The 26,446-nt window shown below is 68.6% G+C and carries 31 protein-coding genes and 1 tRNA gene; 24 read left to right on the top strand and 8 right to left on the bottom strand.

Annotation, left to right across the window (positions count from 1 at the left end; all coding sequences use genetic code 11):
* Positions 1-8 precede the first annotated feature (8 nt).
* From JOF42_RS12550 to aceE, 4 genes are all read right to left on the bottom strand, one after another.
* Positions 9-1,010 carry a beta-ketoacyl-ACP synthase III gene (locus JOF42_RS12550; RefSeq protein ID WP_210098150.1) on the bottom strand — a complete coding sequence of 334 codons (1,002 nt, stop codon included), beginning with the start codon at positions 1,008-1,010 and terminating at the stop codon, positions 9-11.
* Entirely contained in the window at positions 1,007-1,927 is a 921-nt protein-coding gene (locus JOF42_RS12545; protein ID WP_210098149.1) for an ACP S-malonyltransferase, read from the bottom strand. The genes JOF42_RS12550 and JOF42_RS12545 overlap by 4 nt, the downstream gene beginning before the upstream one ends.
* 105 nt (positions 1,928-2,032) lie before the next feature.
* On the bottom strand, positions 2,033-3,238 hold the full coding sequence (locus JOF42_RS12540; protein ID WP_210098148.1) for a PucR family transcriptional regulator: 1,206 nt from the start codon (positions 3,236-3,238) through the stop codon (positions 2,033-2,035).
* A 31-nt stretch (positions 3,239-3,269) separates the two neighbouring features.
* Positions 3,270-5,996: a pyruvate dehydrogenase (acetyl-transferring), homodimeric type gene (gene aceE / locus JOF42_RS12535; protein ID WP_210098147.1), complete on the bottom strand. Its 2,727-nt coding sequence runs from the start codon at positions 5,994-5,996 to the stop codon at positions 3,270-3,272.
* A gap of 154 nt (positions 5,997-6,150) precedes the next feature.
* Between aceE and JOF42_RS12530 the strand changes: the two genes are divergently transcribed.
* Positions 6,151-6,223: transfer RNA gene (locus JOF42_RS12530), tRNA-Val, on the top strand.
* Here JOF42_RS12530 and JOF42_RS18300 read toward each other — a convergent pair.
* From JOF42_RS18300 to JOF42_RS12515, 4 genes are all read right to left on the bottom strand, one after another.
* A complete protein-coding gene (locus JOF42_RS18300) occupies positions 6,183-6,518 on the bottom strand; it encodes a DUF6510 family protein (protein WP_372443575.1) in 336 nt (111 codons plus the stop codon). The two genes, JOF42_RS12530 and JOF42_RS18300, sit on opposite strands and share 41 nt — an antisense overlap.
* The gene (locus JOF42_RS12525; RefSeq protein WP_210098146.1) at positions 6,518-7,243 is read right to left on the bottom strand and encodes a ferredoxin reductase; all 726 of its coding nucleotides are present in this window, start codon (positions 7,241-7,243) and stop codon (positions 6,518-6,520) included. The genes JOF42_RS18300 and JOF42_RS12525 overlap by 1 nt, the downstream gene beginning before the upstream one ends.
* Entirely contained in the window at positions 7,240-7,830 is a 591-nt protein-coding gene (locus JOF42_RS12520) for a molybdopterin-dependent oxidoreductase (RefSeq protein ID WP_210098145.1), read from the bottom strand. Before JOF42_RS12520 ends, JOF42_RS12525 begins: the two co-directional genes overlap by 4 nt.
* Positions 7,831-7,978: 148 nt before the next feature.
* Positions 7,979-8,485 (bottom strand): hypothetical protein, encoded by a 507-nt coding sequence (locus JOF42_RS12515; protein ID WP_210098144.1) that lies wholly within the window; start codon positions 8,483-8,485, stop codon positions 7,979-7,981.
* Between the two features lie 199 nt (positions 8,486-8,684).
* Between JOF42_RS12515 and JOF42_RS12510 the strand changes: the two genes are divergently transcribed.
* The 23 genes from JOF42_RS12510 (at position 8,685) to JOF42_RS12400 (ending at position 26,429) form a co-directional block, all read left to right on the top strand.
* A complete protein-coding gene (locus JOF42_RS12510; RefSeq protein WP_281070751.1) occupies positions 8,685-9,542 on the top strand; it encodes a sigma-70 family RNA polymerase sigma factor in 858 nt (285 codons plus the stop codon).
* A 117-nt stretch (positions 9,543-9,659) separates the two neighbouring features.
* Positions 9,660-10,520 carry a flagellin N-terminal helical domain-containing protein gene (locus tag JOF42_RS12505; RefSeq protein ID WP_210098142.1) on the top strand — a complete coding sequence of 287 codons (861 nt, stop codon included), beginning with the start codon at positions 9,660-9,662 and terminating at the stop codon, positions 10,518-10,520.
* Between the two features lie 104 nt (positions 10,521-10,624).
* Positions 10,625-11,992, top strand: coding sequence for a flagellar filament capping protein FliD (gene fliD, locus JOF42_RS12500; protein WP_210098141.1), 1,368 nt, complete (start codon positions 10,625-10,627; stop codon positions 11,990-11,992).
* Between the two features lie 41 nt (positions 11,993-12,033).
* A complete protein-coding gene (gene fliS, locus JOF42_RS12495) occupies positions 12,034-12,450 on the top strand; it encodes a flagellar export chaperone FliS (protein ID WP_245340800.1) in 417 nt (138 codons plus the stop codon).
* Between the two features lie 6 nt (positions 12,451-12,456).
* Positions 12,457-12,735, top strand: a complete 279-nt coding sequence (locus JOF42_RS12490; RefSeq protein WP_210098140.1) for a hypothetical protein — start codon at positions 12,457-12,459, stop codon at positions 12,733-12,735.
* Positions 12,736-12,844: 109 nt separating this feature from the next.
* Entirely contained in the window at positions 12,845-13,192 is a 348-nt protein-coding gene (locus JOF42_RS12485; RefSeq protein ID WP_210098139.1) for a flagellar basal body rod protein FlgB, read from the top strand.
* Positions 13,189-13,581, top strand: coding sequence for a flagellar basal body rod protein FlgC (gene flgC, locus JOF42_RS12480; RefSeq protein WP_210098138.1), 393 nt, complete (start codon positions 13,189-13,191; stop codon positions 13,579-13,581). The genes JOF42_RS12485 and flgC overlap by 4 nt, the downstream gene beginning before the upstream one ends.
* Positions 13,581-13,901, top strand: a complete 321-nt coding sequence (gene fliE / locus JOF42_RS12475) for a flagellar hook-basal body complex protein FliE (RefSeq protein WP_210098137.1) — start codon at positions 13,581-13,583, stop codon at positions 13,899-13,901. The genes flgC and fliE overlap by 1 nt, the downstream gene beginning before the upstream one ends.
* Positions 13,901-15,541 carry a flagellar basal-body MS-ring/collar protein FliF gene (gene fliF / locus JOF42_RS12470; protein WP_210098136.1) on the top strand — a complete coding sequence of 547 codons (1,641 nt, stop codon included), beginning with the start codon at positions 13,901-13,903 and terminating at the stop codon, positions 15,539-15,541. Before fliE ends, fliF begins: the two co-directional genes overlap by 1 nt.
* A complete protein-coding gene (fliG, locus tag JOF42_RS12465; protein ID WP_245340799.1) occupies positions 15,538-16,620 on the top strand; it encodes a flagellar motor switch protein FliG in 1,083 nt (360 codons plus the stop codon). Before fliF ends, fliG begins: the two co-directional genes overlap by 4 nt.
* 134 nt (positions 16,621-16,754) lie before the next feature.
* Complete coding sequence (locus JOF42_RS18225; protein WP_210098135.1) at positions 16,755-17,396, top strand: FliH/SctL family protein; 642 nt, start codon at positions 16,755-16,757, stop codon at positions 17,394-17,396.
* Between the two features lie 2 nt (positions 17,397-17,398).
* A complete protein-coding gene (locus JOF42_RS12455; RefSeq protein ID WP_210098134.1) occupies positions 17,399-18,721 on the top strand; it encodes a FliI/YscN family ATPase in 1,323 nt (440 codons plus the stop codon).
* On the top strand, positions 18,718-19,143 hold the full coding sequence (locus JOF42_RS12450; RefSeq protein WP_210098133.1) for a hypothetical protein: 426 nt from the start codon (positions 18,718-18,720) through the stop codon (positions 19,141-19,143). Before JOF42_RS12455 ends, JOF42_RS12450 begins: the two co-directional genes overlap by 4 nt.
* The gene (locus JOF42_RS12445) at positions 19,140-19,490 is read left to right on the top strand and encodes a hypothetical protein (RefSeq protein ID WP_210098132.1); all 351 of its coding nucleotides are present in this window, start codon (positions 19,140-19,142) and stop codon (positions 19,488-19,490) included. The genes JOF42_RS12450 and JOF42_RS12445 overlap by 4 nt, the downstream gene beginning before the upstream one ends.
* On the top strand, positions 19,487-20,818 hold the full coding sequence (locus JOF42_RS12440; RefSeq protein ID WP_210098131.1) for a hypothetical protein: 1,332 nt from the start codon (positions 19,487-19,489) through the stop codon (positions 20,816-20,818). The genes JOF42_RS12445 and JOF42_RS12440 overlap by 4 nt, the downstream gene beginning before the upstream one ends.
* A 12-nt stretch (positions 20,819-20,830) precedes the next feature.
* On the top strand, positions 20,831-21,280 hold the full coding sequence (locus tag JOF42_RS12435; RefSeq protein ID WP_210098130.1) for a flagellar hook capping FlgD N-terminal domain-containing protein: 450 nt from the start codon (positions 20,831-20,833) through the stop codon (positions 21,278-21,280).
* Between the two features lie 30 nt (positions 21,281-21,310).
* A complete protein-coding gene (locus tag JOF42_RS12430) occupies positions 21,311-22,477 on the top strand; it encodes a flagellar hook protein FlgE (RefSeq protein WP_210098129.1) in 1,167 nt (388 codons plus the stop codon).
* Positions 22,478-22,600: 123 nt separating this feature from the next.
* Entirely contained in the window at positions 22,601-22,816 is a 216-nt protein-coding gene (locus tag JOF42_RS12425; RefSeq protein WP_210098128.1) for a flagellar FlbD family protein, read from the top strand.
* Between the two features lie 2 nt (positions 22,817-22,818).
* Positions 22,819-23,619: a motility protein A gene (locus JOF42_RS12420; RefSeq protein ID WP_210098127.1), complete on the top strand. Its 801-nt coding sequence runs from the start codon at positions 22,819-22,821 to the stop codon at positions 23,617-23,619.
* The gene (locus JOF42_RS12415) at positions 23,616-24,425 is read left to right on the top strand and encodes an OmpA/MotB family protein (RefSeq protein WP_210098126.1); all 810 of its coding nucleotides are present in this window, start codon (positions 23,616-23,618) and stop codon (positions 24,423-24,425) included. The genes JOF42_RS12420 and JOF42_RS12415 overlap by 4 nt, the downstream gene beginning before the upstream one ends.
* Before the next feature lie 4 nt (positions 24,426-24,429).
* The gene (locus JOF42_RS12410; RefSeq protein WP_210098125.1) at positions 24,430-25,347 is read left to right on the top strand and encodes a flagellar motor switch protein FliM; all 918 of its coding nucleotides are present in this window, start codon (positions 24,430-24,432) and stop codon (positions 25,345-25,347) included.
* Positions 25,347-26,003 carry a FliM/FliN family flagellar motor switch protein gene (locus tag JOF42_RS12405; RefSeq protein WP_210098124.1) on the top strand — a complete coding sequence of 219 codons (657 nt, stop codon included), beginning with the start codon at positions 25,347-25,349 and terminating at the stop codon, positions 26,001-26,003. The genes JOF42_RS12410 and JOF42_RS12405 overlap by 1 nt, the downstream gene beginning before the upstream one ends.
* 3 nt (positions 26,004-26,006) lie before the next feature.
* Positions 26,007-26,429, top strand: coding sequence for a flagellar biosynthetic protein FliO (locus tag JOF42_RS12400; RefSeq protein WP_245340798.1), 423 nt, complete (start codon positions 26,007-26,009; stop codon positions 26,427-26,429).
* Positions 26,430-26,446: the final 17 nt, after the last annotated feature.

Below are 26,446 nucleotides of genomic sequence, written 5' to 3'. Positions count from 1 at the left end.
GCGCGTTCTCAGGGGAGGACGACGACCTGGGCGGCGAACACGAGGCCCGCGCCGAAGCCGATCTGCAGCGCGAGACCGCCCGAGAGCTCCGGGTGCTCGGCCATGAGCCGGTGGCTCGCGAGGGGGATCGAGGCGGCCGAGGTGTTGCCTGTGGTCTCGATGTCACGTGCGATGACCGTGGACTCCGGCAGCTTGAGCTGCTTGGCGAACTCGTCGATGATGCGCATGTTCGCCTGGTGCGGGATGAACGCGGCGATGTCGGTCGGCTCGACGCCGGCCCGGTCGAGAGCTTCGCGCGCGACCTTCGCCATCTCCCACACCGCCCAGCGGAAGACCGTCTGGCCCTCCTGGCGCAGGGTCGGCCACGGCACTTCGCCGTCGCGGAACTCGGTGAGAGTGCCGTTCATGCCGACGGCGTCTGCCTTCGAGCCGTCGGAACCCCACACCGCAGGGGCGATGCCCGGCGTGTCGCTCGGTCCGATGAGCGCGGCACCCGCGCCGTCACCGAGCAGGAACGAGATGCTGCGGTCGGCCGGGTCGACGATGTCCGAGAGCTTCTCGGTGCCGATCACGAGGGCGTAGCGTGCCGCTCCGGACCTGATCAGGGCGTCGGCCTGGGTGACGGCATACGCGTATCCGGCGCAGGCGGCGTTGATGTCGTACGCAGCGGCGGGGTTCGCGCCCACGCGGTCGGCGACGATCGCGGAGACCGAGGGCGACTGCTTGGGGTTGCTGATGGTGGCGACGATGACGAGATCGACCTGGTCGGCCGAGATGCCGGACTTCTCGATCGCCTCGGCGGCTGCGACGGTCGCGAGATCGATCGCATCCGTGCCCTTGTCGGCGCGCACGCGGGTCACGATGCCGGTGCGCTGGCGGATCCACTCGTCGCTGGAGTCGATCGGGCCGATGAGGTCGTCGTTCGGGACGGCGTTCTCGCCACGGGCCGCGCCGTAGGAGTAGATCCGTGTGTACGCGGGACCGGTGACCTGGTTCAGGGTGGGGCTCATGCGGCTTCTCCGTTCAGCAGCGCGACGGCCGCATCGAGGTCATCGGGGGTCTTCACGGCGACTGTCGGCACGCCGCGCAGACCGCGCTTGGCGAGACCGGTGAGTGCGCCGGCGGGGGCGAGCTCGATCAGGCCGGTGATGCCCTGGTCGGCGAAGGAGGCCATGCACAGGTCCCAGCGCACGGGCGAGGAGACCTGGTCGACCAGGTAGCTCAGTGCCTGCGACCCATCGGTGACGACGGAGCCGTCGCGGTTGGTCCACAGGGTGATGTCGGGGTCTGCCGGAGTCACGGTCGAGACGGCGTCGCGCAGGGCGGAGACGGCCGACTCCATGTACGAGGTGTGGAACGCACCGGCCACCTGGAGTGGGATGACGCGGGTGCCCTTGACCGGCTCGGACGCGAGAGCGTCGAGTCCTGCGAGCTCGCCGGCCACGACGAGCTGGCCGCCGCCGTTGTAGTTGGCGGGGGAGAGGCCGAGCTCGGTGAGCCGCGTGAGGATCGTCTCCTCGTCTCCGCCGAGCACCGCGCTCATGCCGGTCGGGGTCTGTGCTGCGGCATCCGCCATCGCACGACCTCGGATGCCGACCAGGCGCATTCCGGTCTCGGCGTCGATCACACCGCTGCCGACGAGTGCTGCGATCTCTCCTACCGAGTGGCCGGCCACACCGTCTGCGCGGCGACCTGCACGCGCCGTGAGGGCGTTGGCGGCGATCAGCGAGGCTGCGACGATCAGCGGCTGCGCGATGCGCGTGTCACGGATGGTGTCGGCATCCGACACCGTGCCGTGCTGCTGGAGATCGAGATCAGCGGCCTCGGAGTACGCGGCGAGGTTCTCGGCCACGCCGTCCAGCTCGAGCCAGGGAGAGAGGAAACCGGGGGTCTGCGAGCCCTGTCCTGGGCATACGACGACAATCACAACCCCAGTCTGCCAACGATCTGGCGGAAGCGGTGGATGATCCATCACAAGATTCCGAAGATCCCTTGTGTGTGGCGTACAGCAGATCGGTGTTCTGCGCGTCGTTCAGCGGGATTGGCGTCGCAGCGGCGGACGACGGCGGACCTGCTCCGCCGCGCCGATGGATCCGAGGATGAGCGCTGTCTGAAGGATGAGGGCCTCGCGGGGGCCGGTGGCATCCCAGCCGATGACCTCGCTGACGCGCTTCAGGCGGTATCGGACGGTATTGGGGTGCACGAACAGCTCGCGCGCCGTCGCCTCGAGAGACCGACCGTTGTCGAGATAGCTCCAGAGCGTGGTCACGAGGTCGGTGGAGTGCGCCTGCAGGGGGCGATAGATGCGCTCGATCAGGGTCTGCTTGGCGAGCGGATCGCCCGCGAGGGCGCGTTCGGGCAGAAGATCGTCGGCATCGACGGGCCGCGGGGCGCCGCGCCAGGCGCGCGCGACGGCGAAGCCGGCGAGAGCCGCTCGCGCGCTCTGGCTGGCATCGACGAGGGCGGCGACCGCCGGGCCGAGCACGACGTAGCCGGGACCGAAGGAGGGCTCGAGCCTGGACGCGATCTCTTCGAAGCCGAGTTCTTCCTCTTCGCCCTCGACGGGTTCCTGACCCGCGATGCGCGCACGACCGATGACGAGCACGAGGCGCGAGCCCTGCACACCGATGAGCACATCGACCGCGAGCTTGCGGGCGGTGCGGCGCACCAGATCGACGTCGAACTGCGGGGGAGTCGTGCCGACCAGAACAGCGACTTCGCCGTGGCCGTGCCAGCCGAGCGCGGCGATCCGGCTCGGGAGCTCTTCGTCTGCTTCACCCGTGAGGATCGAGTCGACCACGAGTGCTTCGAGGCGCGCATCCCACAGGCCACGGGCCTCGGCGGCACGGGCGTACACGTCGGCAGCGGCGAAGGCCACGTCGCGCGAATACAGCAGGATCGCCTCGCGGAGGTCCTCGCCACGACCGGCCACACGCTCTTCCGTCACCTCAACGGTGACGCGGATGAGCTGCAGCGTCTGCTGCAGGCTGACGCTGCGCAGGAGTTCGCGCGGAGCCGCCGCGAAGATGTCGGCGGCGATCCAGGGGGTCGAGGTCGGATCCTCGTACCACTGGATGAAGGAGGTGATGCCGGCCTGGGCCACCAGCCCGACCGCAGAGCGGCGGGCTGGTGGCATGTCGGCGTACCACGGCAGGGTGTCCTCGAGGCGCTTGATCGTCACCGAGGCGATGTCACCGGAGATCCGGCGCAGCCAGGTGAGCGTGGCGGACTTGTCCATGCCGCGCGAAGAGGAACCTGTCACCGATGGCTCAGCTTTCGCCGCCCGCGTTGCCGCTGGTGCCGGCGTTCACGTCGTGCAGGCTGTACTTCTGGATGGCCTGCGCGGCGAGAGAACGGTCGACGACCCCGTCTTCGGCGAGCGACTGCAGCGTGCGGACGACGATCGACGGACCGTCGATCTTGAAGAAACGACGGGCGGCTGCACGCGTGTCGGAGAATCCGAAGCCATCGGCACCGAGCGTCGCGAAACGCTGCGGAACCCAGGGGCGGATCTGGTCCTGCACGGCGTGCATGAAGTCGCTGACCGCGACGACCGGACCCTCGGCGCCCTGCAGCTTCTGCGTGAGGTACGCGGTGCGGGGCTCCTCTTCGGGGTGCAGGAAGTTGTGCTCGTCGGCAGCGAGGCCGTCGCGGCGCAGCTCGGTCCAGGAGGTGACCGACCAGACGTCGGCGATCACACCCCAGTCGTTCTTCAGCAGCTGCTGCGCCTCGAGGGCCCAGGGGAGTCCGACACCCGATGCGAAGAGCTGGGCACGGGGTCCTTCGCCCTCGCCGACCGAGACACGGTGGATACCGCGCACGATGCCGTCGACGTCGACGTTCTCCGGCTCGGCCGGCATCACCATCGGCTCGTTGTAGAGCGTGATGTAGTACATGACGTTCGGGTCTTCGTGGTTTCCGCCGTACATGCGCTCGAGACCCGAACGCATGATGTGCGCGATCTCGTAGCCGTATGCCGGGTCGTACGAGATCGTCGCCGGGTTGGTGGCGGCGAGCAGGTGCGAGTGGCCGTCGGCGTGCTGCAGGCCCTCACCCGTGAGGGTGGTGCGACCTGCGGTGGCGCCCATGATGAATCCTCGGGCCATCTGGTCTCCGGCGGCCCACTGGGCGTCGCCGGTGCGCTGGAATCCGAACATCGAGTAGAAGAGGTAGATCGGGATCAGCGGCTCGCCGTGCGTGGCGTAGGACGTGCCGGCCGCGGTGAACGCCGCGAGGGCGCCCGCCTCGTTGATGCCGACGTGCACGATCTGACCCTGCGGGCTCTCCTTGTAGGCGAGGAGGAGCTCACGGTCGACCGACGTGTAGTGCTGGCCGTTGGGGTTGTAGATCTTCGCCGACGGGAAGTACGCGTCCATGCCGAACGTGCGCGCCTCGTCGGGGATGATCGGGACGATGCGGTGGCCGAAGTCCTTCGAACGCAGCAGGTCCTTCAACAGGCGGACGAACGCCATGGTCGTGGCGATCTCCTGCGTGCCGGAGCCCTTCTTGGGAAGGGCGTACGCCGTGTCGTCGGGAAGCGACAGTCCGACGTGCGTCGAGCGGCGCTCGGGCAGGAAGCCGCCGAGTGCCTGGCGGCGCTCGAGCATGTACTGGATCGTCTCGTCCTGGGCCCCGGGGTTGTAGTACGGGGGCAGGTACGGGTTCTCCTCGAGCTGCGCATCCGTGATCGGGATGTGCATCGCATCGCGGAACGTCTTGAGGTTGTCCAGCGTCATCTTCTTCATCTGGTGGGTCGCGTTGCGGCCCTCGAAGTGCGGACCCAGGCCGTAGCCCTTGACGGTCTTCGCGAGAATGACGGTGGGCTTGCCCTTGTGCTCGGTCGCGGCCTTGAACGCGGCGTAGACCTTGCGGTAGTCGTGGCCACCGCGCTTGAGGTTCCAGATGTCGTCGTCGGAGTAGTCCTTGACGAGGGCGGCCGTGCGCTCGTCGCGGCCGAAGAAGTGCTCGCGGACGTACGCGCCGGACTCGGCCTTGTACGTCTGGTAGTCACCGTCGGGGGTGACGTTCATCAGGTTGAGCAGTGCGCCCTCGGTGTCGCGGGCGAGCAGGTCGTCCCATTCGCGACCCCACACGACCTTGATGACGTTCCAGCCGGCTCCGCGGAAGAACGACTCGAGCTCCTGGACGATCTTGCCGTTTCCGCGCACGGGACCGTCGAGGCGCTGCAGGTTGCAGTTGACGATGAAGGTGAGGTTGTCGAGTCCTTCGTTGGCCGCGACCTGCAGCTGACCGCGGCTCTCGACCTCGTCCATCTCGCCGTCGCCGAGGAAGGCCCAGACGTGAGACTGCGACGTGTCCTTGATGCCGCGGTTCTCGAGGTACTTGTTCGACATCGCCTGGTAGATGGCATTGATCGGACCGAGACCCATCGAGACGGTCGGGAACTGCCAGTACTCCGGCATCAGACGCGGGTGCGGGTAGGAGGGGATGCCGTGCGGTGCGTGCGACTTCTCCTGACGGAACCCGTCGAGCTGGTCTTCGCTCAGGCGTCCTTCGAGGAACGAACGAGCGTAGGTGCCGGGGGAGGCGTGGCCCTGGATGAAGATCTGGTCTCCGCCGCCTGCGTTGTCGGCGCCCTTGAAGAAGTGGTTGAAGCCGACCTCGTAGAGGGCCGCGGACGATGCGTACGTCGAGATGTGTCCACCGACGCCGATACCGGGGCGCTGCGCGCGGTGCACCGTGATGGCCGCGTTCCAGCGGATCCAGGCGCGGTAGCGACGCTCGATCTCTTCGTCACCGGGGAACTCCGGCTCGTTCTCGGCGGCGATCGTGTTGATGTAGTCGGTGGTCGGGACCATCGGCACGCCCAGGTGCAGCTCCTTCGAGCGCTTCAGCAGGCTGAGCATGATCTCGCGGCCACGACCGTGGCCCTTGGCGTCGACGAGCTCGTCGAGCGACTGCTGCCACTCGCCCGTCTCTTCCGGATCGCTGTCGAGGGGGCCCTGGGAGTACGGATCCTGGTCGTGCACAGTCACGGGGGAGCCTTTCGTCAAGCTGGCAGGTCATGCCATTGAAACGGGAAGCGACGCGGGCAGCCTTGTCGGCTGTGCACAACGCGTGCCTCCCTCACCCTATCCCCCTTCCACGGCATCAGCGCGCACCGGGCCATCTGTAGACTGGGGGTCACCAGGGCCTTTAGCTCAGCTGGTAGAGCGCCACGTTTACACCGTGGATGTCGTCGGTTCGATCCCGGCAGGGCCCACCGTCAAGCCATCCGAGCCCGGAGACCACCGCAGCCTGGTGAGTCCGCCGATGGTGAGCGTCTGCTCGCCCTCGACGCGCAGGTATGTCAGCAGTGTGTGATCGCAGCCGCGGCAGAGCAGGATCACTCCGGCGTCGTCGACCTCGGCGACGGCATCGGCCAGTGCGGCCTCCTGTGCGCAGTACCGGCACGTCGCTCGTGCGGTCGTCATCTCTCTGCCGAAGATCTCGAGCAGGAGTCCTCCGGCGGCGTTGCCGTCGACTCGGTGGTGATGACCCGGGTGGGTGGTGTTCATCAGGCACCTCCGAAGCGTTCTGTGCGGATGCGGTCGGGGGAGTGTCCCGCCGCCACGAGCAGGTCCGCGACGGCCTCGACGAAGCCCGTCGGTCCGCACACGTAGACCGACGGCTGCTCCGTCGGGGGAATCGTGGATGCGGCGATCGTCGCCGCATCCACACGTCCGGCCGGTCGGATGAACCCGGGAGGCGTCGAGCGCGTGTATGCCCAGTCGAGGACGAACGCATCACCTTCGAAACCGGTGAGTTCGTCGGCGTAGAAGGCGTCATCCTGCGAGCGCACCGAGTACAGCATCCGCATCGGAGCACTGCTGCCTGTGAGAGCGTGAACCCGTGCCATCGCGACGAGAGGGACGATGCCCGATCCTCCTGCGATCAGCTGCACGGGCTCCGGACGGTCGGGAGTCCACACGAAGTAGGCGCCGATCGGGCCGCGGACCTCGAGCTCGTCTCCGGGGAGCACGTCTTCGACGAGATAGGGCGAGACCTCTCCGTCGGGGAGCTCGTCGACGGCGAGTTCGAGGAGTTCGGATTCTCCGGATGAGGCGAGCGAGTACGAACGGACGGCCTGATAGCCGTCTTCGGCGGTGAGTCGGACGTCGACGTGCTGCCCCGCCAGGTTTCCCGGCCAGCCCTCGACGCGCAGGCGGAGCACTCTGCCGTGGGGGGTCGCCGGTCGGGTCTCGACGACTCGGGCGACGAGCCACGGTGACGAGGTCGTCACCAGTACCGCTCCTCTTTCCAGGGATCTCCGTACATGTTGTAGCCGTTCTGCTCCCAGAAGCCGGGTTCGTCCGTCGTCAGCATGTCGAGACCGTGCACCCACTTCGCGGACTTCCAGAAGTACAGGTGCGGAACCAGGAGGCGTGCGGGGCCACCGTGTTCGGCGGCGAGCGGCTCGCCCTCGAACTCGAACGCGATCCACGCCTTGCCGCCTGACAGGTCTGCCCGCGGGACGTTGGTGGTGTACCCGCCGTAGGAGAACACCCGCGTGAACGCGCCGTCGCCGGCATCCGCCAGCAGATGATCGAGCGAGACTCCGCGCCATCGCGTGCCGAGCTTCGACCAGCGGGTCACGCAGTGGATGTCGGTGGTGATGTCGTCGACAGGGAGGTCGTGCAGCTGATCCCACGACCAGGTGCGGCGGATGCCGTCGAGGCCGACGATCGCGAACTCCCACGTGTCGGTGGAGACCCGCGGCGTGGGGCCGGCGGAGAGCACGGGGAAGTCCTCGGTCAGGTACTGCCCCGGAGGGAGCCGTTCGTCGGACTCTCTGCGCCGAGCGCCGAAACCGCGGGAGATCACAGCCATGTTCGTCTTCTTTCGTCGGTCCAGTGAGTCCAGCCCGTCGACCGGGAAGATCCGTCCTCCAGCTCTCGAAGGTCGGCCCGCGCAGTGACGCACCGATTCTAGGGCGGCCTCGCTCGCGGGCGCACGTGCCCGAGACCGGAGCGTGCCGTCAGCCCACGCGGAGCACGTTGAAACCCGCGGCGTCGAGCGACCCCAGCACGAGACGCTGTCGTATGGAGCGATCCCGTGCACCGGCGGTGACCGGTGCGAGCGCCACCGTGATCTGGAACAGGATCTCGGATGCGAGCAGTCGCTGCAGCTTCGCGGGAGCGATCCGCGCCCGGCCGCTGCGTATCACGGCGATCCGCAGAGCATCCGGCGTCACGGTCTCGGGGGCTGACCTCAGCAGTGTGTTGATCTTCAGCAGTGACGATCGTCCGTCGCCCTCGATCGCGAGGATGACGATCTGCGCCGGTTCCGTGGCCGTGTCGAACGTCTGGAGCAGCACTCCTTCCTGCAGGGCGCTCACCTGCAGGTCACGCACGAGGTCGTGAGCATCGCCGTCGATCACGATCGCCGTCGTGTCGAGGCGGTCGGCGACATGGGCGCCGCGATCGGCGCGTGCGCGACGCGGACGCCAGATCCCGCGACCCTTCGCCCGCGGGTTGCGGTTCATGAACGGGCCCCGACCCGCGGTGCCGCGGAGAAAGGCCGGTCGATTCCACGATGCGCGCCCATCGATCGATCATCTCAGACCCCGGACAGATCGGGATGCCGATCGCCGCACAGGAGAAAGCGGGTGCGTTTTCTACTCATAAACGCGAGGTTCGTGCTAGCTTCACTCGTAAAACAGTTGTCCTAGCCTCGGAGTCGCATTGCTGAGTAATTCTGCTTTTTCTGCTGATTCCAGCAGCGCTGACGTCCTGGCCGCCACACCGGACCAGCTTGCGCGCGACAACATGCCGCTCGCGACGTTCCTCGCGGTCGAGAAGGCGCGCTCGGCGACGCACCTCGACCTCGACGACCTGCTCTCGGCTGCTCGCTTCGGCCTGGCGCGCGCGGCGCTCTCGTACGACGCGTCCCGCGGCATCCCCTTCGGAGCGTTCGCCAGCAGCCAGATCAACTGGGCGATGCTCTCGGAGATGCGTCGGGCCGACCCGGCGGGGGAGCGCGCACGCGAGAAGATCGAGCGAGTGCGGCTCGCGGCGGAGACGCTGCTGGCTCGCATGGGACGGCCGGCGACGATCCCGGACCTCGCGAAGGAGACGGGCCTCTCGGCCGACGCGGTCGCCGAGATGCGCCAGCTCGACGAGATGGTGCGCACGGCGACCAGTTTCGAGGAGCACTTCGACGCCGAGACCGGTCGTCAGGCCACAGATCTCACGGACAGCGTGATCCTTCCCGAGCACGCGGTCGAGCAGTCCGAGACGCGGGCGATGGTCAACCGTGTCGTGGATGCGCTCCCTGGGGCGATGCAGAAGGTCGTCCGCGGCATCTACCTCGAGGATCGCATGGTGAAGGACCTCGCCGAGGAGCTCGAGGTCAGCCACGCCTATGTGTCGAAGCTGCGCTCTCGCGGGCTCATCCTGATGCGTGAGGCGATGGAGGCCTGGGAGAACGGCACGACCGGCGACCGCTCGACCGCGGCGAAGACGGAGTTCTTCGAGGCGCTGTTCGGGCCGGCCAGAGTCGATGCGATGCCGCGATCGGGCGCACTTCTCGCGGCCGTGTGACGACGAGTCCGGAATCTTCCGCACCGGTGGTTACGCCGATGTCGCATGTCGCGAATATCGGTTGTGCAGGTCCACGGATGGGCCCGCATTCAGTCCCATAACCACGGAGGAACACTCATGGGTCTTCAGATCGCAACCAACGTCAGCGCGCTCAACTCGTACCGCAACCTGTCGGCGAACCAGAACGACGTCTCGAAGTCGCTCGAGAAGCTCTCGAGCGGTCTGCGCATCAACCGCGCAGCCGACGACGCCGCCGGTCTCGCCATCTCCGAGGGCCTGCGTTCGCAGGTCAACGGCCTGAACGTCGCAGCCCGCAACGCTCAGGACGGCATCTCGGTCATCCAGACCGCGGAAGGTGCACTGACCGAGGTCCACTCCATCCTGCAGCGCGTCCGCGACCTCGCGGTGCAGGCAGGATCCGACTCCAACAACGCCGACTCGCGCAAGGCGATCACCACCGAGGTGACGCAGCTGGTCGACGAGCTCGCCCGCATCTCCGACAGCACCAACTTCAACGGCATCAAGCTGCTCGATGCCTCTGCCGGTGCCGCAGGCGACGGTGTGCTCAGCTTCCAGGTCGGTGCTGACGGCGCCGCCTCGAGCCAGATCACGGTGAACCTCGCGTCCGCCGACATCAAGACGCTCGCGACGGACCTCAAGGCCGACATCGTCACCACCGACGGCTTCGCCACGCCGACGCTCGCAGCGGCGACCATCACCACGGTCGACGCGGCGATCAAGAGCGTCTCGTCGGCTCGCGCCGACCTCGGTGCGGTGCAGAACCGCTTCGAGTCGACGGTCAACTCGCTGCAGGTCTCGGCAGAGAACCTGTCGGCGGCGAAGAGCCGTATCGCGGACACCGACATGGCCGCCGAGATGGTCAAGTACACGGCTGCGAACATCCTCGCGCAGGCCGGCACGGCGATGCTGGCGCAGGCCAACCAGTCCGGCCAGGGCGTGCTGCAGCTTCTCCGTTGAGTCGCTGCGCCTGAGGCGCTCGGGGCGCCCGAGCGGAGTCATCTCCGCTCGGGCGCCCTGCTCTAGGACCGACACGATCCGCACCACTGGGAAGGCATCCGAGGATGAAACTCGACGGCTTGATCTCCGGCCTGAAGACGGGCGAGCTCATCGACGCGCTCATGGACGTGTCGGCGATCCCCAAGAAGCTCATCACCACGAAGATCACCGATCGCAACTCGATCATCACGAACCTGCAGTCGCTCAACACCTCGCTGCAGGCCCTCGTCGCCAAAGCCAAGGCGGCGACGGGCCCGACATCGCTCGCCGCTTTCACCGCGACCGCATCCGCCGAGACCGTCAAGGTCACGGCCGGTGCCACCGCGAGCCCGTTCTCGACCGGCGTGGTGGTCGACGCGATCGCCTCGGCCCACTCGGTGGTCACCGCGGCAGCGGGCGCCGACGCGTGGGCGGGCACCTTCACCCTCGTGGCCTCGGACGGCACGAAGACCGAGGTCACCCCGAACGGCGCCACGCCCCAGGACCTGGCCAAAGCCATCAACGCGGCGAAGACCGGCGTCACCGCGACGGTCGTCCCCGCGGGAACGGATGCCGACGGCAAGCCGCTCTCTCGCATCCAGCTGACCTCCGCCGAGACCGGCGAAGAGGCGCGCTTCACCCTGCACCGGGGTACGGGCGCCGACGTCGACGCCGGATCGTCGGTCGACGTCGCGACCGAGTCGGGTGCCGCCGTACTGACGCAGGGCAGCGATGCGCGCATCCGCATGTTCGCCGGAACCGCGGCCGAGCAGACCCTCAACAGTGCCAGCAACACGTTCACGGTGAGCGAGGGCGTCGACGTCACGGTGTCGAAGGTCAGCACCGACCCGGTGACCGTGGTCGTCGCACTCGATGCCAAGGCGCAGACGACATCGGCCGAGGCCTTCGTCAAGGAGATCGCCGCACTGCTCACGCGCATCGACAACGGTTCGAAGGCGACGATCGGCGCTGTGGGGGAGACGACGACCCTGGGCGTCTTCACCGGCGACAGCACCGTGCGGAATCTGCGCGGCGCGCTCGCGAGCGCGATGCAGCATCCGGTCGACGGCGTCTCTCCCTCGACCATCGGGATCTCGATCAGCGACAAGGGCGTGCTCTCATTCGACGCCGAGAAGTTCGGTGCGGCGCTGGCCGACGACCCCGAGAAGACCCAGGAGCTGTTCTCGGCGATCGCGGGGCGTGTCGAGACCGTGACGGGTCAGTACTCCGACAAGTACGACGGACTGCTCACCCAGCGCATCACCGGTCAGGAATCCGAGGTCAAGACCCTCAAGACCCAGGTCGAGAGATGGGACATCCGGCTCGAACAGCGACGGGCGACACTCGAGCGCACGTACTCGCAGCTCGAGGTGCAGCTGTCGAAGCTGCAGTCCCAGTCCTCGTGGCTCACCTCCCAGCTCGCCGGCCTCACCAACACGACGTCGTCGTCGTGACCTGAGAACCCTTCACCCGCACCGCATCGGAGTCACACACCATGCCCATCACCTCCCTCGACCGCGCGAAGCAGCAGTATCTCGAGCAGCAGGTCGCCTCCGCCTCACCGGAACGGCTGCTCATCCTTCTGTACGACCGTCTCCTCGTCGACATCGAGCGCGCGGGCGCATCGCAGGATGCCGAAGACTGGACGACCGCCGGGAGCCACCTCACGCATGCCCAGCAGATCGTCGCGGAACTCAACGGCTCTCTCACCGACGCGTGGGACGGCTCGGCCGAGCTGCGCGGCGTCTACACCTACCTCACGGGCCGCCTCATCACGGCGAACATCGCGCGCGATCGCGCGGTGACCGCCGAGTGCCGCGACCTCGTCGTCCCGCTGCGCGACGCGTGGCACGCGGCTGCGGCGGCGGCGACGACCTCGGCTCCGTCGTCGTCGACGTCGGCGCTGGCCTGAGCGATCGTGTCCGACAACCTCTCCGCCTGGCTGACCGTTCTCGATCAGTTCGAGCGGGCTCTCGACGCCGCCGACGAGCAGATGGAGGAACAGCCGTTCGCTCCACCTCCGGGTCCTGTGCCCGATGAGCTGCGTGAGCGTGCCGAGGCGGTGCTCGCCCGTCAGCAGCTCATGATCAACGGCCTGGTCACCTCTCGAGCCAACGTCGCGCGTGAGATCGCCGCACTGCGCCGGGTGCCGACCGGACCCGGCGACGCCCCCGTGTATCTCGACGTCCAGGGGTGAACGCGGTCGGTTACGGCGAGCGACCACTGTCGCGATAGTCCCCACAGAGCACGGATCGCTCGACGATTGGCCACGGATAGGCCTCTCCACCAACATCCGGAGTGCCCCCGTGCTCGAATCCGTCACCTCCTCCGCGCTGATCAGCGCCCTCGACGGGCTGGCTCTGCGCCAACGCTCGATCGCCGAGAACATCGCGAACGTCAACACCCCCGGTTACCACGCCCAGCGGGTCCAGTTCGAGGACGAGCTGCGCTCCGCCGTCGAGAGCGGCTCGGGAAGCGTCGCCGCCACGGTCGAGCGGTCGCTCGAGCCGACGCGTCTGAACGGGAACAACGTCAACCTCGACACCGAGACTCTGTCGAACATCGACACGGTGCTGCGATTCCAGTTCGCCAGCCAGGCGATCGGCGGTCAGGCCGCCTCGATCACCAAGGCGATCGGCCAGGCGTCCGCATGACCTTCGACGCGATCGGCATCGCCGGGACCGGTCTGACCGCCCACCGCAAATGGCTCGATGCGCTCAGCGACAACATCGCCAACGTGAACACGGCGACGCCGGCAGGCCAGGAGGCGTTCCGTGAGAAGTTCGTCACCGTGCAGGCCGGCACCGAGAGCCCTGGCGTATACGTCGCGGGAGTGGTGGAGTCGGAGGCCGAGGGCAAGCTCGTCTACGACCCCGAGCACCCGTACGCGAACGAGGACGGGTACGTGCAGTACCCCAACGTCGAGCTCGGCGACCAGATGAGCATGTTGATCCTCGCCCAGCGCGGCTACGAGGCGAATGCGGCCGTGGTCGATCGCGCCAAGACGACGTACGAGGCCGCACTGCAGATCGGCCGCAGCTGATGAGCGCCGGGATCGAGCCCGTCTCCGCCGCGGGAGTGACCCCGCTCGCACCCCTGAGCTTCGAGAGCGGTGCCGATGGCGCGGGGGCTTCCGGCTCGGCCGGCGCCTTCGCGACGTCGATGACCGGCGCGGTCGAGAACCTGCAGCAGCTTCAGTCGACCTCGAACGAGCTCGCCGTGCAGGCGGTCACGGGTGATCTGCAGGACATCCACCAGGCGATGATCGCCTCGACACGCGCCTCCGTCACGCTCGACCTGGTCGTGGCGGTCCGCGACCGCAGCGTGTCGGCATTCAACGAGATCATGAGGATGCAGGCCTGATGCCGAAGATGCTCACGACCTACTACGACCGTGCCAAGCAGGTCGTCGGAGGATTCACGCTCGCACAGCGCACGATCGCCATCATCGGCGTCGCACTGCTGGTGATGGGCGCCATCGCACTGGGGGCCTGGCTGACCAAGCCGCAGATGAGCCCGCTCTTCACCGGCCTCAGCGCCGGCGACGCCTCGGCCGTCGTCGAGCAGCTCAAGTCCGCGGGCGTCGGCTACGAGCTGACCGAAGGCGGAGCGACCATCCTGGTGCCCGACGACCAGGTGTACCCGCAGCGGCTGGCTGCGGCCTCGGCAGGCCTTCCGAGCGACACGAGCGAGGGCTACACGCTGCTCGACAAGATGGGGGTCACCGCCAGCGAGTTCCAGCAGTCGGTCACGTACAAGCGCGCCATCGAGGGCGAGCTCGCGGGCACGATCGGCGCGATGGACGGCATCTCCACGGCATCCGTGCAGCTCGCGATCCCCGAGGAGAGCGTGTTCGTCTCGGAGCGGCAGAGCCCGACGGCCTCCGTCTTCGTGAAGACCCGGAACGGTGCGACGCTGAGTGACGAGAAGATCGAGGCGATCGTGCACCTGACCAGCGCCGCGGTGCCGGGGATGACCCCGGAGGATGTCGCGGTGACGGATCAGGACGGTCGGGTGCTGTCAGCCGTCGGAACCGGACTCACGGGCAACTCGTCGAAGCAGGCGACCGAGCACGAGGCGAAGGTCGCGGCATCGGTCAGTAAGATGCTCGACACGATCGTCGGTCCGGGCAACGCCACGGTCACGGTGTCGGCGGACGTCGCGAACTCGACCTCCGAGCGCATGGAGGAGACGTACTCGGCTCCAGAAGGCGAGCTCAGCGCGTCGGAGCAGACCAAGACCGAGACGTACACCGGCGGGGAGGGCGGTGGCACAGGCGTGCTCGGTCCTGACAACATCGCTGTGCCGAACAACGCTGAGGGCAGCGGCGCGTACGAGTTCGAGGAGACGTCGCGCGACAACGCCGTGAACAAGTCGACGGAGAAGACCGTCACCCCCGCGGGCGAGGTCACTCGGCAGACGGTGAGCATCGCGCTGAACCGGGGCACCGTGACGGGTGTCACCGCGAACCAGATCGAGGCGCTCGTGGCATCCGCCGCGGGAATCGACGTCGAGCGCGGTGATGAGATCGCCGTCGAGTTCGTCGAGTTCAACCAGACCGGGGCGACGGCGGCCCAGGCCGCCCTGCAGGCCGCGGAGGCGGAGCGCAGCGCGCAGATGCAGCAGGAGCTCCTGAAGTCGGCCATCATCGGCGGTTCGATCCTGCTCGCAGTCATCATCCTCGTCGTGTTCCTCGTCGTCCGACGAAGGATGAAGCGCCGTGTGCTGTACACCGACGACGGTCCGATCGAGTACTTCGCCACCGTCACCGAGAGCGAGGAGCAGAAGCTCAAGTCGCTCAGAGGGCTCAAGGACGCCGACGCGATCGTGCCGACCGCACCGACCAGGCTGCTCCCATCGGCGTCGGTCGACTTCGATGACGAGCCGGAACCCGACAAGGTGCTCGTCGAACGTCGGCGACGTGAGATCGACGAGCTCGCCAAGCGCGAACCGGATGCGATCGCCACTGCTCTGGCCGATCTGATGGATGAGGCGACGGTATGAGCCTGCTGACCGACGTGCTGGATGCCCAGGCCGACACCGTCGAGGTGTCGACCGGCGCGGGGTCCGTCGCCGCCCCCGTGGCGGCGATGAGCGGTCTGCGCAAGGCCGCGATCGTGCTGATGAACATGGACAGGGCCGCCAGCGCCGAGGTGCTGCGTCACCTGGGTGAGGAGCGCGCCGAGATGCTCGCCGCCGAACTCACCCAGCTCGGTGGGGTGGACGTCGCCTCGACGGCAGCCGCCCTCGGCGAGTTCCGTCGCATCGCGACCGGCGGCTCCGTGCCGTCGCGGGGTGGCCAGGAACTGGCCACGGGCCTGCTCGAGACGGCGTTCGGACGCGAGAAGGCCGTCGGGATGGTCGGCCGTGTGATGTCGCAGGGATCGGTGTCGTTCGACTTCCTCAATGCCGCCGACCCTGCCCAGCTCGCCACGATCATCGAGGGCGAGCTGCCGACGACGGTCGCGGTCGTGCTGGCGAATCTGCGCGCGGACCGTGCGGCGTCCGTGCTCGCCGCGCTGCAGGATCCGCTGCGCACCGACGTCGCGCAGGCGATCGCCACCATGGGCACCGCCACGCAGGAGGCGATCTCGATCGTCGCGGACTCGCTGCGATCGCGCACCGGTGTGTTCGCGATGCGCGACAACCACGAGTCGATCGGGGGAGTCCAGCCTCTCGTCGAGATCATCAACCGCTCCGACACCGCGCTCGAGAAGTCGCTGCTCGCGAGTCTCGAGGGACGTGACCTCGCTCTCGCCGAGGACATCCGGAGCCGCATGGTGACGTTCGCCGACATCGCCCGTCTCGAGGATCGCGACGCGCAGCGGGTGCTCCGGGGCATCGACCTGCGCATGCTCGCCCTCGCGCTCAAGGGCGCGGACGAGCAGATCACCGACAAGGTCAAGGGCAACATGACCGAGCGCAATCAGGAGAACCTGGCGGAGGAGACCCGCGTGCTCGGCCCCGTGCGGATGCGTCAGGTCGACGAGGCCCGCGCTGAGATCGTGCGCATCATCCGCGAGCTGGAAGCGGCCGAGGAGATCACGATCTCGCGCGAAGACGAGGACGAGCTCATCGAGTGATCCCTCTCACGGCGCGCGAATCGGTCGGGATGGTTACGGCTGCAGACGACTGTCGCGATAGTCGACAGGGAGCACGGATAGCTCTCCCTTCGGGCCACGGACAGGCCTCGCCCTTCGATTCCGAGGTGTCCTCCGTGCTCGATTCCGCCTTCACACCACTCGTGGTGCCACGCGTGGGCGAGACTCCGATCGACATCCGCGGCGAGGCCGACAGAGCTCGCACCCGGGGATACGCCGACGGCTTCGCGGAGGGGCGACGGCTCGCGCTCGACGAGGCCCGGCAGCAGCAGATCGCGCAGCAGCAGCGGATGCACGAGCTGCAGGAACTGTATCTGCACGAGCGAGGCTCGGCGCTGCGCGCGATGGACGCGGCGCGGACCGCGCTGGACCACAGGATCGACGAGGTGAGCACGCTCGCGACGGAACGGATCGAGGATCTGGCCGTCGTCCTCGCGTCGACCATCCTCGGGGTCGAACTCTCGGATCCGGCGCGGTCGGCGGCGCACGCGCTGCGTCGGGCGCTCGCGGAGATGCCGGTCGATCGATGGACACGCGTCTCGTTCAGCGAGCAGGACGTGCGCACCCTCGAGGCCGACGCGCCGGCGATCGAACCGCTGCGCGGCATCGACATCGTCGCGTCGCCCGCCGTGGACGCCGGAGGCGCGATCGTCGAGATCGAGGACGGTGCGGTGGACACCCGGATCACGGAGGCGCTCGCTCGCGCGGCTGCGGCGCTGCGCGGCGACGAGGAGAGCGACGCGGGGGTGATCGTGTGACCGTGGCGACGGCATCATGGCGGCGCGCTCTCGACGCCGCTCGACCGGAGCGCTCGGGAACCGTGAAGGCGGTGCGGGGGCTGGGGGTCGAAGTGCTCGGCATCGACGCCGCGGTGGGCGACCGCATCCGCATCGACGCGGTGCCCGGACGCTCGGTCGACGCCGAGGTGGTCGCCGTCGACGGAGCATCCGCCCGCTGCATGCCACTGGGTCGTCTCGACGGCATCACCGCGCGCGCCCGCGTGCGACACGGCGGAGCCCCGTTGCAGGTGCCCACGGGACGCGCACTCCTCGGACGCGTTCTCGACGGACTCGGTCGCCCCATCGACGGCAAGGGGCCGCTCGACACGACCACCCTCTACGCCCCGCTCGACCACGATGCGCCGAGCATCATGGATCGGCAGCGCATCGACAGCCAGCTCGGGCTCGGTGTGCGAGTGCTCGACACCATGACCCCGGTGGGCACGGGGCAGCGCCTCGGTCTCTTCGCCGGTTCGGGGGTGGGCAAATCGTCACTCATGTCGATGATCGCCCGCGGCTCGACCGCAGACGTCAACGTCATCGCGCTCGTGGGCGAGCGCGGTCGCGAGGTGCGGGAGTTCCTCGAAGACGATCTGGGGCCGGAGGGCCTCGCCCGGTCGGTCGTGGTGGCCGCGACCTCCGACCAGCCGGCGATGGCGCGCCTGCGGTCCGCGTTCGTCGCCACGCGGATCGCCGAGGGGTTCCGCGACGACGGTCTCGACGTCGTCCTGATGATGGACTCCCTCACCCGTGTCGCGATGGCCCAACGCGAGATCGGGCTCAGCGCGGGCGAACCGCCGGCCACGCGCGGATATCCGCCCTCGACGTTCTCGGTGCTCGCCCGTCTGCTCGAGCGCGCAGGCACAGGACCGGTGGGTTCCATCACCGGGCTCTACACGGTGCTGGTCGACGGCGACGATCACAACGAGCCGATCGCGGACGCCGCTCGCGGGATCCTCGACGGCCATGTCGTGCTCGACCGAGCACTCGCCGTCCGCGGACACTTCCCCGCGGTGGACGTGCTGGGCTCCGTCTCCCGTGTCGTGTCGAAGATCACCAGCGCGCAGCAGCGGCAGGATGCGGTGACGCTGCGCAGCGTGCTGGCCGCTCGCCGCAGTGCGAACGACCTGATCGACATCGGTGCCTATCGGGCCGGCGCGAATCCGCGGGTCGACGCCGCGCTCACGCATGACGCAGCGATCTCGCGCTTCCTGACTCAGAGCATGGACGACCTCATGACATCCGACGATTCCTGGCAGCAGCTCGCCGCCCTCACCACTGACTTCGGAGGACTCATCCCATGACCTTCCCCCTGGCCGGCCTGCTGCGCGTGCGCGGCGCCCAGGAGCGCGTGGCCGCCGAGCAGCTGTCGCGTGCGAGCGCGGATCGGGCAGCGGCAGAGGCCGCCGAGCAGACCGCGATCTCGAGCCTCGCCGACATCAGCGCGCAGATCGACGACCCTCGAGCACTGATGGCCATGGCCGCTGCCCGCGCCGCCGGTCGCAGCACGCTCAGCGACCTGCAGGCCATCGTCGACATGCGGCGCGGTGCGGAGTCGGAGGCGAAGTCAGCCCATGTCGACGCACGTCGCGAACTCAAGGGGCTCGAGCGGCTCGAGGCCGGCCACCGAGTGGAATCCACCCGAGCGGAGCTGGCCGCGGAGCAGTCGGTCCTCGACGAGATGGCGGTCGTGAACGCCTCGCGCCGTGAAGGGAGTGCGGCATGAGCGGCCTCGGAGCGGTGATCGCTCGCATCGACGCGATCGAGAGCCAGATCGTCTCGCTCGACCCGGTGGCTCGTGCGGCGGCAGCGACCGAGTCGACATCGGAGACGGGTACGACCGACGCGGCCAGCGCTGCCACGTTCTCCAGCGTGCTGGAGGCGGCGAAGGCGGCGGCGAGCACCGGCACCACGACACCGGAGTCTGTGGTCGGTGCTGTCACGGATGCCACGACGGGCGAGAAGAACGCGGAGCTCGTCTCTGCCCTGCAGACGCTGTTCTCGGCGAGCGCGTCCGGATCCTCCTCCTCGTCGTCGGCATCGATGCAGAAGCTCATCGAGATGATCGGATGACCGCGGTGAGCCTGATCGGAGTGATGCTCGGCGCGCAGACGGACGCGGACTCCGCTCGCACGGAGGGCGGCTCAGGAGCTCTCTTCGGGGATGCGCTGATCGCCGCAGGGCAGATGCTCGACGACGCCGAGAATGCTTCGTCGTCCTCATCCGATCTCGCAGGGGAGAGCGGCAGGGATCCGCGCGACGCACCGGCCGGGGAGTTCGGGACACCCGTCGAGGTGGATGCCGCGACCACCGCCATGCTCCAGCTCGCCGCGCAGCTCGTTCCCGGCATCCGGGCTGCGATCCCGCCGTCAGCAGACGGAGCGGCGCCCGAGAGCAGCAGCGAGGGCGAGTCCACGTCGACCGCCGCGCTGACATCGGTCGAGCCGCTCATCGTTGCGACGACTCCGACCGCTGCGTCGGCTCCGACAACTGCGTCGGCTCCGGCGGCCTCGGACCCGTCACCGAGCAGCCGAATGCTCACACCCGACGAATCGACAGCATCCGTGGCCCCCTCCGCGCCGGTCGGCGACGTGGTAGCCGCTGTCGCTGTCGCCACGACGTCGGCGGGAACCGTCGCGCCGGCTTCGGCACCGGGCACCTCCGCGTCTGCGTCTGTCTCAGGGGCCCCGTCGGTGCGCAGCGAGGTCGCCGGGCAGCCTGCCACGGCCACGGTCTCCGCCCTGCCGTCCATCCCTGTAGCGGTCGTCGGCGAGGCAGGCGCAGGCGCGGTCCCGCGAGACCAGGTGACACGCGTCGACTCCGGCGAGCGCGCCCCGTCGGCATCACCTGCGACGAGCGCCCCTCCCGTCGCCGTGCCCTCATCTTCGGTGGCCCCGGCCGCTCCGGTCTCGACACCGGAGACCGCGGCGGCGAACCGCGCCGTCGCGGCCCAGGTCTCGCCGGTCGTGGTGAGCATCGCCCAGCGTCCGACGGGGACGCATCATCTCACCATGACGGTGAACCCCGACAGCCTCGGCCCCGTCACGGTGCGCGCGCACATCAGCGCGAGCGGCGAGGTGCAGGTCGAGCTGAGCGGAGCGACGGATGCGGGGCGCGATGCGCTGCGCGGCATCCTCATCGATCTGAGACGTGACCTGGCCACGGTGATGCCGCACGCCACGCTGAGCATCAACCAGGGCACGGCATCGGACGCGAACAGCGCCCGCAGCGGCCAGGAGGGCGCGGGCGGCACCGGGGGAGACCAGGCCGCCGGCGATCGCGACTCGGACCGTGGCCGCTCGCCGCAGCGCACCGGCGCGGAACGCGCCCCCGAGGTCGCCCGTCCGATTCCGACCACATCCCACGCCGGCGTCGGCGCGGGTCTCGACATCTTCGCCTGAGAGGAAGACCACATGACCGTCGACGCCGTGAGCGCCCCGAGCTCGATCCACACCGGAGGAACGACCGACCCCGCCGCACGTAAGCAGGTGCTGGACGGCGAGGTCTTCCTCAAGCTCCTGGTCACGCAGCTGACCCATCAGGACCCGTCCAGCCCGATGGACACGAACGAGATGATCTCGCAGACGACCCAGCTCGCCATGATGGAGCAGCTCACGACGCTCGCGGACAACGGTGCCGAGGCCTTCGCGCTGAACATGCGCCAGGCGGCGAGCGCCCTCATCGGCCAGGAGGCGAGCTACAAGGACGCCGATGGCAAGGCGGTCTCGGGCGTCGTCACCAAGGTGTCGTTCGACGGTCCCATCCCTCAGGTGACGATCGGCGACAAGACCATCGCCCTGGATGCCATCACCGGCGTCGCCTCCCCGACCACCCCTGCGTCGCCGACCCCGGCCGCAGCCTGACCCCCGTCTCACACAGGAAGAGAGAAACACATGCTTCGCTCGCTCTACTCCGGGATCTCCGGACTCCGCTCGCACCAGACGATGCTCGATGTCACGGGCAACAACATCGCGAACGTCAACACGGCCGGGTTCAAGGGCTCGTCGGTGCTGTTCCAGGATTCGCTGTCGCAGCTCATCGGCAACCCCGGCATCCCCGACGACGAGGTCGGCGGTCGCAACCCCGCGCAGGTCGGCCTCGGCGTGCAGGTCGCGGGCGTGCGCACGAACTTCGCGCAGGGATCGGCTCAGGCCACAGGGCGCGGGGGAGACCTGATGATCTCGGGTGACGGCTTCTTCGCGGTTCGCTCGGGCGGGGAGACGCTGTACACGCGGGCGGGCGGCTTCTCGTTCGACCCCACCGGCAAGATGGTCACCGCCGACGGTGCGGTCGTGCAGGGATGGTCGGCGCAGAACGGCGTCGTCAACACGGGTCAGGCGACCGGCAACATCGTGCTCCCGCTCGACGCGGTCTCGCCGGCCAAGGCGACGACCGGTGCCACGGTCACCGGAAACCTCCCCTCCACCGCGGCCGACGGTGACGAGCTCGTCCGCGATGTGACGGTCTACGACGCGCAGGGCACCCCGTCGACGCTGAGCCTGACCTTCACGAAGACGGCGACGGGCTGGGACGTCACGGAGCCGGTGAGCGGAGCGACCGGTTCGCTGACGTTCACCGACGGCAAGCAGGCGGGCGCGGGGCTCACCCTGACGGCGGGCGCCGTGAGCGTCGACCTCGGCGCGGTCACCGGGTACGCGAACATGTCGACCGTCGCGGTGTCGGGACAGAACGGTTCGGCTGCGGGGTCGCTCAAGTCGTACAGCATCACCGGCGACGGGTCGATCGTCGGCACGTTCAGCAACGGCGCCACGCAGACGCTCGGCAAGATCGCGATGGCGACCTTCGCGAACCCCGAGGGTCTCGAGAAGGCCGGTGGCACGGCATACCGGGTCTCGGTGAACTCGGGTGCGGCTCGCATGGGCGAGCCGGGCCAGGCGGGCTTCGGCGATCTCGTCTCCGGTGCGCTCGAGATGAGCAACGTCGACCTCTCGCAGGAGTTCACGAACCTGATCGTGGCCCAGCGCGGCTTCCAGGCGAACGCGCGCATCATCACGACCAGCGACGAGGTGCTCCAGGAGCTCACGCAGCTGAAGCGCTGATCGACTCGACGCGTTCGCGCGCCTCCCGCTGTGCACGCGGCCCGTCCCTGGTTACCGGGGGCGGGCCGCGTCGCGATAGTGGGGGCAGACTTCCCCCTCTCGTCCGATCCCGGAGACCCCGCGATGATCATCGTCACCCGCCTCGACCGCACCCGGTTCGCGGTGAACCCCGACCTGATCGAACGCATCCTCGCATCGCCCGACACGACTCTGCACATGGTCGACGGCAAGGTCCACGTGGTCGAGGAGACGCTCGACTCGGTGATCGACCTGATCGTCGCGTACCGCGCACGCGTGCTCGGCGCAGCCCACGCACTGACCCCGCAGACGGGGATGTGACCGTGGATCCCGCATTCATCATCGGCGTCATCCTGGCGTTCGGCGCCCTCGTCGCCATGATCACGATGGAGGGCGCGAGCTTCGAGGCGCTGCTCATCCCCGCCCCGATGATCCTCGTGCTCGGCTCGACCATCGGTGTCGGCATCGCCAGCCACACGATGCGCGACACCATCCTCGCGGTCAAGAGTCTCGGCCGCATGGTCCGCGGTCCGAAGATGACCCCGGAGGCCGTGATCCCGTTCCTCGTCGGCTATGCCGAGAAGGCGCGCGGCGAGGGGCTGCTCGCTCTCGAGCAGGAGCTCGACGGTGCTCCCGACGCGTTCACGAGACAGGCCCTCCAGGCGCTCGCGGACGGCACCGATGCCGAGGATCTGCAGATGGTGATGGATGACGAGATCGCGGCGACCTCGTCGCGCAATCGCGTCGCCTCGAAGTTCTTCGGGTCTCTCGGCGGCTACGCGCCGACCATCGGAATCGTCGGAACGGTGGTCTCCCTCACTCACGTGCTCGAGAAGCTCGACGAACCCGATCACCTCGGCCCGATGATCGCGGCGGCCTTCGTCGCGACGCTGTGGGGTCTGCTGTCGGCCAACTTCATCTGGAACCCGATCGCCGGTCGTCTCAACCGCATCGGGGCGGTCGAGCTCGAGCGCATGACCCTCGTCTCCGAAGGAATGCTCGCCATCCAGGCGGGCAGCGCCCCGCATCTGCTGCAGGAGCGCCTCGAAGCTCTGTCGAGCGTGAAGCCCAAGGCGGCGAAGAAGACGCGTGAGCAGGAGTCGTCCGTGGAGGACATCCTGTGAGCCCGGCTCGACGCGCGCGCGGCAGAGGACACGAGGACGACTCGCACGACGAGCCGGACGAGCGATGGGCCGTGTCCTACGCCGACATGGTCACTGTCCTGATGTGCCTGTTCATCGTGCTGTTCGCCGTGTCGAACGTCGACAAGACGAAGTTCGAGCTGCTCGCCAACAGCCTCGCGACCGGATTCGGTCAGGAGAGCACCGAAGGAGGGGCGGACACCGCAGAGGGGCTGATCGTGCCGCCCGAACTGCAGGACGATGACGGCGTGGTCGATCTGTCCGCCCGAGCCGAGGCCGAGCTGGAGTCGCTCGAGGAGCTGCGTGATCGCATGAGCTCCGCCCTGGCGGCGCAGGGGCTGCAGGGAACCGTCGAGTTCGTGATCGACGACCGCGGGCTCCAGGTCGGACTCGTCGGCGCCGAGACCTTCTTCGCCGACAACAGCACAGCCCTGTCGGCGAAGGCGAATGCCGTGCTCAACACGATCGGCGACGTGCTCGTCACGGTCGACAATCAGGTCAGCGTCGAAGGCCACGCCGACCACCGTGTCTCCGCTGCTCCGTTCCCGACCAACTGGGAGCTCTCGGGAGGACGCGCCACGCAGGTGGCCCGGTTCCTCGTGGAGCACGAGGGCGTCGGCGGACCACGGGTGAAGGCGACCGCCTTCTCGGACACACGCCCGCTCGCTCAGGGCGACACCCCGCAGGCGCTCGCCAGCAACAGACGCGTCGACATCGTCGTCGAGTCCGACGAGGAAGAGCAGGTGCGAGCACTGATCCCGGCTCTCGCGGCTGCGGCGAAGGGCTGAGCACATGACCATCACCGTCGAGGAGACCCCCATGACCACAGGCGCCGTGCTCGAGGACACCGCTCGTCACCCTGCCTATGACTTCGGTCGCCCCGCCCAGCTCGGTCGGGAGAGCACGCGGCACCTGGAGGCGGCCTTCGAGTCGTTCGCGCGGCTGTGGTCGTCGCAGCTCACCGACAAGATCCGGGTGCGTGCCCATCTGGCGCTCGAATCGGTCGACCTCGTGTCGTACGAGGAGTACTCCGAGACGCTCCCCGGGACCACCGCGATGGTGGCCGGCGCGTTCGCCGACCGCGACGAGCCCTGCGTCGTGCAGTTCGGTCTCGACACAGCCCTGCTGTGGGTCGTGCAGATGATGGGTGGGCGGAGCACATCGCTGCCCGAGGCGCGCACGTTCACCCCCATCGAGCTGGCTCTGGTCCGCAACCTGATGGAGGGCACGTTCGAGCACCTGCACGCGAGTCTCGATGCGCTGCTTCCGGGGGCGCCGCGGTTCAGCGCGGTGCACTACAACCCTCAGTACATGCAGGTGATCGCAGCGACCGCTGCCGTCATCGTCGCGCGACACACGATGCGGCTCGGCGACTCGGAGACGACGGCGACGGTGATGCTCCCCGCATCCGCGGTCGTCGACCGGCTGGCGGCGACGGGTTCGGATGCGAGCGCCGCCCATACGGCCGAGCAGACGCTGGAGCAGCTGCGCAGCACACCCCTGGAGATCACGCTGCGCCTCGCTCCGATCACGATCGGCGCCGGCGAGATCCTCGATCTCGCCCCCGGTGATCTGCTGCGTCTGCCGCACCCCGAGACCAGACCGTACGAACTCGTGGCCGGGGGCACCAGGATCGCCCTCGCGACACCCGGCAGCAGGGGCTCGCGCCTCACCTGCAAGATCACGACCACCCCTGAGGAGACCCACTGATGAGCACCTTCCACGAGACCGCCATCGCCGCGGCGATCGCCGGCAAGCTGCCGTTCGGCTACCCCGTGATCCCGACGCCGTCGACAGACCCCGGAGCATCAGGGCAGGCTGTCGCGGTCACCTTCACGGGCAGCCCCGGTGCGCGTCTCGCGATCCAGGTGGTCGATCCGTCGCAGCTCGAGGACGGCTCGAAGGACGCGCCTCTGGCCGATCGACTGCATCCGATCTTCGAGGCGGCGGTCGCCGTTCTCGGTGGAGGTGCCCTCGGCGACGGCGAGCAGGTGGATGCCGTGGAGGTCTTCACCGACGCCGGCACCCAGGTGTTCGACATGGTCGACGCGGCGGGGAGCGTCGTCGCGCGAGCCGCCGTGCGCATCGACGGCTCGAGGGCCGCTGCCTCCACCGGCCCACAGCGCCTGAGCCGTATCGCCGGTGTCGAGATGGAGCTGGTCGTCGAGATCGGACGCACGCGGATGCCGGTGCGCGACGTGCTCTCGCTGGAGCCCGGCCGGGTCGTCGAACTCGACCGTGCCGCAGGCTCGCCCGCCGACATCAAGCTCAACGGTCGGCTGATCGGGCACGGCACCGTCGTCGTCGCCGAGGGCGATTTCGCGATCCGGGTCGAGCGCATCCTCGACGGCGCAGAGGCCGTCTGACCCATGGACGACATCCTCGTCGCGCTGCGTGCGATCGTCGCATTGGGAGCGGTGCTCGGTCTGCTGCTCTTCCTCAGTCGCCGCCTCCAGAAATCGCAGGCGAAGGGCGTGAGCCCGCTGGCGGGTCTGATGCCGAAGCTCGCCAAGCTGACGGAGCTCAGGCCCACGCGCCCGGCCGCAACCCCGCGAGTGCGCCCGGAGAAGATCACGGTCGTCGCCCGGTCGGGCATCGGTGGCAAGGCTCAGCTCGTGGTGGCCGAGTTCGGCGGCATCCGCTACGTCCTCGGAGTCACCGAGCACGGCATCAACGTGGTCGACACCCAGGAGGCCCCGCCTGTCGAGGAGGAGTCGACGACCGACGTGTCTCCGCTCGACGACGACCAGTCGAACGACATCGTGGATCGCGCACTCAAGTCCGTGGCCTGACCTGCTCGGAGACTCGA

It is taken from the genome of Microbacterium phyllosphaerae (assembly GCF_017876435.1).
Taxonomy (GTDB): Bacteria; Actinomycetota; Actinomycetes; order Actinomycetales; family Microbacteriaceae; genus Microbacterium; species Microbacterium phyllosphaerae.
Note: the sequence above shows the minus strand (reverse complement) of the source record. Positions and strands in the feature narration are given on the sequence as shown.